The 10,133-nt window shown below is 62.3% G+C and carries 10 protein-coding genes and 1 pseudogene; 5 read left to right on the forward strand and 6 right to left on the reverse strand.

Features of this window, described 5'->3' with window-relative positions:
* Genes ACOHX0_RS20250 through ACOHX0_RS20260 form a run of 3 tightly spaced genes read left to right on the forward strand, consistent with a single transcriptional unit; the run spans position 1 to position 1,503 of the window.
* On the forward strand, positions 1-444 hold the full coding sequence (locus ACOHX0_RS20250; protein ID WP_420679048.1) for a nitrate reductase cytochrome c-type subunit: 444 nt from the start codon (positions 1-3) through the stop codon (positions 442-444).
* A 25-nt stretch (positions 445-469) separates the two neighbouring features.
* Positions 470-1,165: a NapC/NirT family cytochrome c gene (locus ACOHX0_RS20255; RefSeq protein ID WP_420679049.1), complete on the forward strand. Its 696-nt coding sequence runs from the start codon at positions 470-472 to the stop codon at positions 1,163-1,165.
* Positions 1,166-1,221: 56 nt separating this feature from the next.
* A complete protein-coding gene (locus tag ACOHX0_RS20260) occupies positions 1,222-1,503 on the forward strand; it encodes a hypothetical protein (RefSeq protein ID WP_420679050.1) in 282 nt (93 codons plus the stop codon).
* A 54-nt stretch (positions 1,504-1,557) separates the two neighbouring features.
* On the opposite strand, the gene ACOHX0_RS20265 is transcribed toward ACOHX0_RS20260, so the two are convergent.
* Genes ACOHX0_RS20265 through dctP form a run of 5 tightly spaced genes read right to left on the reverse strand, consistent with a single transcriptional unit; the run spans position 1,558 to position 6,530 of the window.
* Positions 1,558-2,352, reverse strand: coding sequence for a carbon-nitrogen hydrolase family protein (locus ACOHX0_RS20265; RefSeq protein WP_420679051.1), 795 nt, complete (start codon positions 2,350-2,352; stop codon positions 1,558-1,560).
* A gap of 3 nt (positions 2,353-2,355) precedes the next feature.
* The gene (locus ACOHX0_RS20270) at positions 2,356-3,513 is read right to left on the reverse strand and encodes a M24 family metallopeptidase (protein ID WP_420679052.1); all 1,158 of its coding nucleotides are present in this window, start codon (positions 3,511-3,513) and stop codon (positions 2,356-2,358) included.
* Between the two features lie 46 nt (positions 3,514-3,559).
* A complete protein-coding gene (locus ACOHX0_RS20275) occupies positions 3,560-4,855 on the reverse strand; it encodes a TRAP transporter large permease (RefSeq protein WP_420679053.1) in 1,296 nt (431 codons plus the stop codon).
* Between the two features lie 4 nt (positions 4,856-4,859).
* Entirely contained in the window at positions 4,860-5,465 is a 606-nt protein-coding gene (locus ACOHX0_RS20280; RefSeq protein WP_420679054.1) for a TRAP transporter small permease, read from the reverse strand.
* A gap of 60 nt (positions 5,466-5,525) precedes the next feature.
* Positions 5,526-6,530 carry a TRAP transporter substrate-binding protein DctP gene (gene dctP / locus ACOHX0_RS20285; protein WP_420679055.1) on the reverse strand — a complete coding sequence of 335 codons (1,005 nt, stop codon included), beginning with the start codon at positions 6,528-6,530 and terminating at the stop codon, positions 5,526-5,528.
* 165 nt (positions 6,531-6,695) lie between these two features.
* Here dctP and ACOHX0_RS20290 point away from each other — a divergent pair, with 165 nt between their 5' ends.
* Both ACOHX0_RS20290 and ACOHX0_RS20295 read left to right on the forward strand, forming a co-directional pair.
* Positions 6,696-7,421: a maleate cis-trans isomerase family protein gene (locus ACOHX0_RS20290; protein WP_420679056.1), complete on the forward strand. Its 726-nt coding sequence runs from the start codon at positions 6,696-6,698 to the stop codon at positions 7,419-7,421.
* Between the two features lie 74 nt (positions 7,422-7,495).
* Positions 7,496-8,194, forward strand: a complete 699-nt coding sequence (locus ACOHX0_RS20295) for a GntR family transcriptional regulator (protein WP_420679057.1) — start codon at positions 7,496-7,498, stop codon at positions 8,192-8,194.
* Between the two features lie 539 nt (positions 8,195-8,733).
* Here the strand turns inward: ACOHX0_RS20295 and ACOHX0_RS20300 are convergent.
* Positions 8,734-9,953: pseudogene (locus ACOHX0_RS20300) on the reverse strand (IS91 family transposase).
* Positions 9,954-10,133: the final 180 nt, after the last annotated feature.

The raw sequence follows: 10,133 nt of genomic DNA on the forward strand, positions 1-10,133 counted from the left end.
ATGAAACTTTCGGCCATTGCGGGTATTTCGGCCCTGTCGGCAAGCTTGCTGATCGGCGGGTTTGTCGTCGCGCAGAACGCGGCGAACGTCCAGTCGCTGCGCGGAGCGGATATTCAGGCGACCCTGCCCGCCGACGATTTCCACCAGCAGATGAAGGGGCGCGCGGGGCGCAACTACCGCCAGCAGCCGCCCATCGTGCCGCATTCGACCGGGCAGTATCAGATCGACCTGCGCACGAACCAGTGCCTCAGCTGTCATGACTGGACCAATGCCGGGGACCGGGGCGCACCGACGCTGTCTATGACCCATTACCTGGATCGCAGCGGCGCCCAGATGGATACCGTCGCCGGCACCCGCTGGTTCTGCAACCAGTGTCACGTCCCGCAGGCCAACGCGCCGGCCCTTGTCGGCAACACGTTCACGCCCTCCACCGGCTCCAACTGACACGCGACACGAAAGGGACGATATCATGGCTGATGCAAAGGATGAACGGCCCCGCCGTGGCCTGCTGCGCCGTGTCTGGGACGCTTTCTGGAGCCCCGCCGGGGTAGTGAGCGCCGGATTTCTGCTTATTGCGGGCTTTCTCGCGGGGATCCTGTTCTGGGGCGGGTTCCACTGGTCGCTCGAGCTCACCAACACCGAAGAGTTCTGCACCTCCTGCCACACAATGGAAACGAACCTCGGCGAATACCGTGAGACGGTGCATTACAACAACCATTCGGGCGTCCGGGCGATCTGCTCAGACTGTCACGTGCCGCATGAATGGCAGTACAAGATGAAGGCCAAGATCATGGCCGTGAAGGACGTCTACCACGAAGTTCTGGGCACCATTTCCACGCCGGAGAAATACGAGGAGCGCCGCTTGGAAATGGCCGCCGCGGTCTGGAAAAAGATGAAGGCCACCGACAGCCGCGAATGCCGCAATTGCCATGCCTTTGAGTATATGGACTTCACCATTCAGGAAACGCGCGCCGCGGATAGCCATCAGAAGGCGATCGACAATGGCATGACCTGCATCGACTGCCATCAGGGTATCGCGCACGACCTGCCGCCCGGTTACCTCGAAGAGTACCGTCACGTGACCGAAACCCTGGCCATGGAGAAGCCGAAGGCGGCCGTCGATCTGGCCGGGATCAAATCCTACCTGGGCACCCAGTCCGACTGAACCTTTCCGGGGCCGGGCGGTCGCGCAAGGTCCCGTAATTCTCGGGAGATCAAACCATGATCAGTTTTCTTGACCTGCTTGGCACCATCGGCGCAAGCGTCCTGGGCCTGCCGGGCATCCTGGGCCTGAGCCTCGGCATGATGACACGCAAGTGGATCGCGGCAGCCGGGCTTGGCGTTGCGGCGGGCGTCATTGCTCCGCTCCTGCTGGGCGGTTCCCATTCGACCCACGTGGCGATCTCCTACAGCGAATATGCCGTCGCGGTCATCGTCGGCATTCTTGCCGCGCTCACCGGCACAGCCATCCGCCGCAAGGGCGTCGCAAAGCAGACTTCCTAAGCCGTCCGGGAGGAGCTTGCGATGAAACGCCGGCTGCCCTCCGGCCGTTAAAGATCAGCCAGGCTCGCCAGGTAAATTCAACCGGTCAACAAGATACGGCAGCCGGGCTTGTGCGGCAGAGACTGCATCTTTGCTGGCTCGCACGCACAACAGCTCTTCGCCTTCGCCCGCTCTGGCCAGTTCCTGCCCGTTGGGCGCAATGACACAGCTGCCTCCGAAGTAATCCATGCCGTTCTCGCGGCCACAGGAATTCGCGTAGCAGACAAAGACGCCGTTTTCGAAAGCGCGGGAGGGAATGACTGTATGTGCCACCACTCCCCATTGCGCCCCGAGGGCGGTGGGAACCAGGACAAGCTCAGCTCCGGCATTGGCAACAGCCCGGAAGGTTTCGGGAAACTCAGCATCGTAGCAGACTAGCGTAGCGGCCTTGAACCCGTTCAGCTCAAACAGCGTATAGTTGGAGCCAGGGCGGAAATGATCGGCTTCAAAACCGGGTGGCAGCAGCAGCTTGCGATGAGTTGCCAGACGCGTTCCGTCCTTGCCGATGCAGGAGGCGGAGTTGTAGAGGCGCCCGTCTGCCTGTTCGGCAAAGCCGTAATGGATGGCCACTCCGCGCGCCCGAGCAAGTCCGGCAATCGCTTGGGCGGATGGTCCGTCCGAAGTCTCTGCCCAATCCGAAACCCGGCTGCCAATATTGTATCCTGTCAGGAACAGTTCGGGCAGCACCAGCAGATCCGTTTGCCGCCCCTCCAGTCTGGAAAGGCAGCCCCGCAGCCAGGTCAGCCGCGCCTGCGGACCGTCGAGGTCCGCAGGGCTTTGGGCAACAGCGATGTTCAGGCTGGCAGTCATGAATCAACCTTTGCTCAGCAGGATTTCGCGGGGGTAGCTGGTGATGTATTCGGTGCCGGTTTCGGTCACCGCAACCGAGTCGCCGATCCGGCCCGCGGTCACGCCGTCAACCGAGATGCCGCCATCCACCGCAAAGGTCATGCCGGGCTGCAGCACCGTCTTGTCCCCTGCCTTCAGTTCCGGTGCCTCCAAGTAGGCCACACCGATCGAGCGGCCAGTGCGGTATCCGGTCTCATAACCGCGTTCGCGGTAGACCTCGTTGGCAGCGGCCGCGACGTCCTCGGCCAGAACGCCCGGGCGCATCGCTGCTATGGCGGCCTGCTGGGCGGCGATCGCTGCTTCCTGCACGTTACGGGCCTGGTCGGTCACATCACCGATGTGGAACATCCGGTCGAAGCCCAGCTTGTATTGCTTGAACTGCGCCATGTTGCAGAAGCAGAAATAGACCGGGTCGAATTTCTCGTAAGCTTTGACGCTGGCGCGGCGGTGCACCATCGACGCGTCCTTGCCGCTTTGCAGGATCTGCAGGTTGTGGATCATCGGTGAGACAAAGCGGTCCCAGCCTTTGGCGGTCAGGAAGGAGGCCGCCTTGCGCGAGCCCGCGTCGATCACGGCAAGCGCGGATTCAAACTCCTGCGCGCCTTCGCGCAGGCTGTTATGGGCGGCCCCCATCATCGCACCGGCGATCTGGCCTGCTTCCTTCATGACGCTGATCTCAAACGGCGACTTGATTGTGCGCATCGCGCCCAGCACCGGCGAGATGTCCTTGAGCGGCACGCCGGAGTAGGCGTCGTCCAGATGGTTGCGGACAATTGCGGGGATGGTGCCGCGTTCGATCCAGATTTCCTTGGGTTTTTCGCCCAGGACTCCGGTCAGCGCACGGCCCCAGCTGCGCTGGCCGATGTCCTCCCAGGTCCGCACATCCTCGACCCAGGTCATTTCCGCCACCATCTCGGATTCCATCAGCGGGGTGATGACGACGGGCGCATCTTTGGCGTCGACCACCAGCATAGTCGGGCGGCCGAACTCAATGCCCAGATAGCCCCAGAACCCGGCCAGATAGGCAATCGAGCTTTCGTCGGTGAACACGGCCTTGGCGATACCCGCCTGCCGCATGCGGTCTTGCAGGTCGAGTGTGCGTTTCTTGGCTTCATCCAGCATGTGGAGCTTTCCTTCTTATGAGCGTTGAAAGGCGGGGGCTGGCAAATCAGTCCAGCAGTCCCGGCAGGAACAAGGCCACCGGCGGCACGAAGGTCACGATCAGGACCATCGGCAAATGCCCCAGCAGCAGGAACTTCATCGTCGGGCCGGCATAGACCGCCAGAGGCTGGCGGGTAACACCCCCGGCCATGTAGAGGAGCGGCGCGCAGGGCGGGGAGATATTGCCAAGCCCCAGATTGGTGCCGACGATGGCGGCAAAGTGGATCGGGTCCAGGCCGATTTTCTGGGTAACCGGCAGCAGGATGATGGCTGCCAGCACGCCGCCGGAGACGTCATCAATGATCATGCCCATGATCAAAAGCAGCAGGTTGATCAGCAAGAGGATGACGATCTTGTTCTCGGAGATTGTGAGCAGCAGATCGGCAAACTGCGTCGGCACCTTGGCCAGCACCATGCCGCGGCTCATCACGAAGAGGAAGAACAGCACCATCAGGATCGCGCCGGTCAGCCGCGCCGCCTCGACAGTGGAGCTAAAGAGCATCTGCATCGGCAGCGAGCGGTAGATCGCAATGCCCACGATCAGCGTATAGACCAGCGCCACGGCGCCTGCCTCGGTCGGGGTGGCGATGCCGCTGTAGATGCCGCCCAGAACGATCACCGGCATGATGATCGCGAGGCTGGCCTTCTTGCCGGTGTCTGCGGCCTCGGCCATGGTCTCTCGCAGGGGCAGCCTGGGGGCGGTGGTGATGGTGGTGTTGTTGCGCAGGAAGAAGAAGTTCAGCCCGCAGTAAATCAGCGCCAGCAGCACGCCCGGCCCCATGGTGGCGAGGAAGCATTTGGCGACCGACTCACGGATCGCGATGGCAAAGACAATCATCGGGATCGACGGCGGGATCATCAGCGCCAGCACCGAGGACACCGCCACCAGCGCGGTGGCATGGCCCGGCGGATAGCCCTCCTTGATCATCCGCGGCACCATGATCTTGCCAATCGCGGCAATGGCAGCCGAGGCACTGCCGGAGATCGCGCCGAACAGCGCGCAGGTGATGACGGTCACCGCCCCCAGACCGCCCTTGGTGCGGCCGACAAAGGAGTTCACGAAGTTCAGGAGCCGCTCGGAAATGCCGGAGGCCCCCATCAGCGTGCCCGACAGGATGAACAGCGGGATCGCCAGCAGCGAGAAGGCGCTGACCTGGGAATAGCCGTAGCCGGCATGGAAGGAGATATTGGTGCCCGACATCAGCCCGTAGCCAAGTGCGCCTGCGCCAAAGGCAAAGCCGACGGGCACTTCGATCAGCAGCAGGAAGATGATGGCCAGGAAGGCAATGAGGAAGAAGGTCATGACGTCAGTCTCCGCCCTGTCCGGTCAGCAGCGCGCGCGCTTCCAGAAAGAATTGCATAACCAGGTAAAGGATCATCAGCGCAAAGCCGGATATCATGCTGAAATCCCAGATGTATTTGGGCAGGCGCATGTAGGTGCTCTTGCGGTTCAGGGAGAGGTTGTAGGACGCGAAATCCCAAGCAAACCAGGCGAAAACCGCAACCGTCGCCAGACAGCACAGAGTTCCGAACAGGCGCACCGAAAGCAGCGTCTTGCGGTTCCGCGTCAGGAGCGTCAGCACGCCGCCCTCGATGTGGTCGCGCTCGCGGGTGCAATAGGCCATGCCGATGAAATAGATCCACAGGGCCAGCATCGGTGCCAGCTCCTCGATCCCCAGAAAGGGCGAGGCGATCACGTAGCGCATGAATACCTGTGCGGCCATCAGCAGCCCCAGAGCGATCATGGCCGCGAACAGAACCACCCGCATCAGCAGGGCTATCCTGTCCTCGATGGCATAGAACCCGCTCAGGCCGCGATAGACCGGTCCAGCTGGATCACTGCCCGCTGGCATGATCGGCTCCGTGCTCAGGACCTTGTCCAGACTGCCGGTGTGTAAAAGCTCTTTGGTCACGCGCCGTCCTCCTCGGGCTGGTGCTATGCCCGGACCGCTGCCCGGGCACCGGGATGCGGATCAGTTGCCGCCAGCGGCAGCCTTGATCTGGCCCATTACTTCGGCGCCGATGATCTGTTCCATGTAGGGGTATTCGACCGCGGTCACCTGCTGGCGGTAAGCGTCCAACTGCTCTGGCGTCAGCTCGACAACCTCGATGCCGGCCTCTTTCATCTGGGCAAACCACTTGGGGCTTTCGGCCTCGGCGTTCTCCCAGGCCCAGGCCACCGCTTCATCCGCGGCGGTGCGGATCCAGCCCTGCTGCTCTTCGCTCAGGCTGTCGAACCAGCGCTTGTTGGCGGTCCAGAAGGTATGCTCGAAGTTCTCGCGGGTGAAGACGTAGGCGCTGACCACATCCTTGAACAGCAGCACCTCGGACGGCGGCGAATAGGCACGGCCGTCGATGGCGCCGGTTTGCAGGGCTGTATGCACCTCGCTGAAGGCCATCGGCACCGGAGCAAACCCGGTGGCCTTGTAGCGCTCGATCGCCATCGGCATGCCAGGCACCCGCATCTTGAACCCTTCAGCCTCCTCCGGGAAGCTGGTCGGCACCTCGACCCCCTTGCGCACCACAAATCCGGTAAAGTCGGTCGGGATCGTGCCCAGCAGCACCATGCCCAAATCGTTCATGATGCCGTCATAGACTCCGTTCATCACCGAGCCCGGACCATAGACCTTGCGCCCGGTGTCCCAGTCCCTGGCGACATAGCCGAGCACGGAAACGTCCCAGCGCGGGTCCAGTTCGGAATGGTTCCAGGACATCGTCATCTGCACCGCGCCCTGCGATACCTGCTCGACGATCGAGGTCCAGTCCCCAAGGTCGCCGCCCGGATGGTAGTCGACTTTCAGCTCCCCTCCGGACAGCTCGTCCAGCCGCGCCGAGAAGCGCTCGGATACCTGATGGAAGATGTGCTGGGTGTCCATCACATGGCCCAGAATGATGTCTTCGGCCTGCGCTGCTGGCAGCGTGGCAGCCAGCACGCCTGCGGCTGCGGCACCCGCTTTGATAAATGTTGCGATCCCCACGAAGGTTTCCTCCCTGTTCGTGTTTCAGTCGCGGCTCGAATCGACATTCCAGCCCAATAATTTGCTATGCTGTATACAGCTAGTCAGTCAATACTTGTTTCTAGGGCCGGAATAGGCTAGTTTCTGGACCTGCTGCATGCATCAGGTGAAATTCAAGGAGCGAAGATGTTTGATAAAGGCCGCCACCACCGGGCAAAGATCGGCTTTGTCCTGCTGGCCACCGAACAGACGATCGAGGATGACATGTTCCAGCTGCGCCCCGACGGTGTCGGGCTGCACTTCGCCCGCGCCTGGATCGGCGACAGCATCACCATCGACAGCCTCAGCCGCCATGCGGAGGATCTGGCCCGCGCCGCCTCAACCCTGCTGCCGGACGGCAGCCTGGATGTGATCTGCTACGGCTGCACTTCGGGCAGCCTGGTGATTGGTGAAGACCGCGTCGCTGCCGAATTGGCCAAGGGCGCCCCGTTCGCCAAGCCCACAAGCCTGATCACCGCGGTGATTGAAGCGCTGAGTGCGGTCGGGGCAAGACGGCTTGCCGTCGCCACGCCCTACTTGGATGAAATCAATGAGCAGGAGGCCCAATACCTTGAAACCGCGGGATTCCGGGTCACGCAGATCAGGGGGCTGCAACTGGAAAAAGACAGCGCCATGATCCGCGTCAGCCCGGAATATCTGGCGGAATTTGCCAAACAGGCAGACACGCCGGACAGCGACGCGCTGTTCATCAGTTGCGGAGCCTTGCGGTCGCTTGAGATTGTAGACCATCTGGAGCAGCAGCTGGGCAAGCCGGTCATTTGCTCCAATCAGGCGATGATGTGGCATGTCTTGCGCCTGGCTGGGCTGAAGGACCGGATTGAAGGGTACGGGCGGTTGCTCCGGAACCACTGAAATTGGCTCTTCTTTGCTGCAGACCGCCTTGGTAGTACTTCAGGAACCGCAGCCGCTCAGGAAGGGGAGCTTCCTTGTCCGCAGATGACATATCTTTGACGCCTCCTGGCTGGGGCGACCGCAAGCCGGGCGTTGAGGACATCCAGCGTCTGATCCTGAAGCGGATCTGCTTCCTGGAGTACACGCCTGGAGACAGGCTGAAAGAAGCGGAACTGGCCGAAGAGTTTGGTGTCAGCCGCACGCCGGTGCGCGATGCCATCAGCCGGATCAATCACCTGGGGCTGGTGGAAACCATCAATGGGGTCGGCAATGTGGTGATGGAACTGCCGCCGGAGAAGATTGCCCATGTCTATGATATGCGCCTGCATCTGGCCTCCCTGATCGGCACAACCGCACCTGTGAAAATCGAGGACAGCCATCTGGAACGGGCCCGGGGACTTCTGGAGCAGGCCTATCAGCTCAGCGGGCAAGTCGAATCCCGGCAATATGTCATCGTGAATGACCAGTTGAATACGCTTATCAGCGATCTGATTGGCAACTCGGTCCTGCGCTCCTTCTGGACGCAAGCATATTATCAGGCCGCCAGCACATGGCACAGGGTCGTAGACTGCGCCGGAGCGGAAGTGGCGGATGCCCTGGTTGCTGAGCTGGTAGATCTCGAAAATGCCCTGCTTGAGAAGGACATCCAGGCCGTTGGGTATGTTCAGCGCATTCACATCGGTTATGGCTATGCCCGTATCAGGAATTTCCTTTTTAGCGATACGGTCCAATGACGTCCGACCGCAGCGGGCTGTCGCTGGCGCGTGACATCCAAACCATTTATTCAAGCCCCACCGCAGCGCCGGTCCAGTAGCGCGACGCAGATTTTCAGGCCGTCTCATGCTGCAAGCGCAGAAGAACACCGGTTCGTCTCTCACACCCGGTAAAGTGCAGGTCCGCTTTTCCCGGGACATGCGCTTTGTCCGAAGACTGCTTCGGTGAAGCGTTTTCGATGCGGGCCGTGGCGTGAGAGTGCGGCTTGGTGCTTTGTTGGCCCGCGTTGGAAATTCTCCCAAGGTGGAAGCCGCGGTGAGCTGGGACCAGCATAGGGGAAGTGCGCTGACGGTTTGGGCCGGGGCGCAACTGGCGCGCGGCCGGGAGGGTTGCAGGCATCCGATTCAATACTCAGGCTGCGAAGGAACCACGGATTTGCCGGTGATCGAAACTGCTCTGCTTTCCTTCAGGTTGCGGTCTGAGGCCCCGGGCCCAAAGCGTGTAGACCGGGCTTGCAGGGACAGCCAGGGAATTGTCAATTTGGTGAATGGGCGTTTCATCATGCGGCCTGCTCCCTTGGCGGCGCGCGGCACATCGGCTTCTGCCCGCGCCGGAAGAACTCGACGATGCGCATCGGGCCGCCGCAGCAGGCGCACGGCTCGCGCAGGGTGAGCGGGACGGTCTCGTCAGTCTCCTGCGTTTCCTGTTCGGGCGGCGTCTGCGCGAGCAAGTCGCGGATGCGGGTGATAGTGGCTTTGCGGGTGGCGCCGGCCAGCAGGCCGCAGTGGCGGATGCGGCGGAAACCGCCGGGCAGGACGTGCAGCAGGAACCGGCGGATGAATTCGCCGGTCTTGAGCCGCATCACCTGCATCCGGTTGCCGCGCTTGATCCGGTAATCCTTCCAGCGGAACGCCACGGTCCCGGCATCTGCGGTGACAAGGCGACGGTTCGAGATCGCCACGCGTTGGGTGTATCGGCTGAGACAGGCGCGCCCAGACTCGGGACCGCCGAAGGGCAGTTTGGCGCAGACCACCCATTCGGCCTTGCGGAGCTGGGCGAGGCAGGCGGCAATGGCCACGGGATCGGCCAGCCCTTCCGGATCGGCGAAGAATTGAAGCTGCTCCGCCTCGTGAAGTGCCGCGCGTCCTTCCAGAAACAGCCGCCGGAACATCCGGGACTGGACGCGCGCATGCAGGAAGAACCCGGGCTTGCAGGCCGCCCATCGGGTGCCGACCGGCGTCAGTCCTCCTCCGGGGACGATCATGGGGGTGTGCGGATGGTGGGTCAGCGCCGATCCCGTCGTGTTGAAAACGCGCCTCCGGCACGATGTATGCAGGACGCTGGTCATGCCCGGCCGCGCGCCGGGACGCTTGGGATCGGCCGCAAGGGTCACGACCGTTTCAGCCGAGGCGCGGAACAAGAGGCTATGGACCGCCTTCTTGCTCCATTGGGCGATGCGGGCGATCCTGGCTGGCAGAGCGAAGACGACGGGAAATACTCCACCGGCAACAGATCTTCTGCCCGCGCAGCCATCCAGTCCCGCGCCGCCGGCGCCTGGCGCTTCGGGCAGTGCCGGTTCTTGCATGAATTGCAGGCGATGTGGCGGTGGCCGCACTTGCCGCAAGCCGCTGCATGCCCGCCGAGCGCTTCGGTCCGGCAGGCCTCGATCGCCGACATCGCATTTTGCTGGCTGAGGTTGACTTGCCCGGCATTGGCCCGCCGCCACGCAGGGCCGTATCTCCGGATGATGCCCGCGGTCTCCAGCCTCGGGCGGTGCACCCGGTCGCCGGGCCGCTCCATGCTTCGCTTCACCGTTTGGTGCTGCAAATTTGGGTCACGTCCGTCAAGCTGGTGTAATTTCCCGGATGGCCTGAGGTCATGATCAGGCGGCTTGTGTTGAAAGGCTGAGAATGGGGTCTGTCTCCTCTGCGTCGATTTCGGCGAAGGCCTCAACCATCA

This window comes from Cribrihabitans pelagius, from assembly GCF_048820915.1.
GTDB lineage: Bacteria > Pseudomonadota > Alphaproteobacteria > Rhodobacterales > Rhodobacteraceae > Cribrihabitans_A > Cribrihabitans_A pelagius.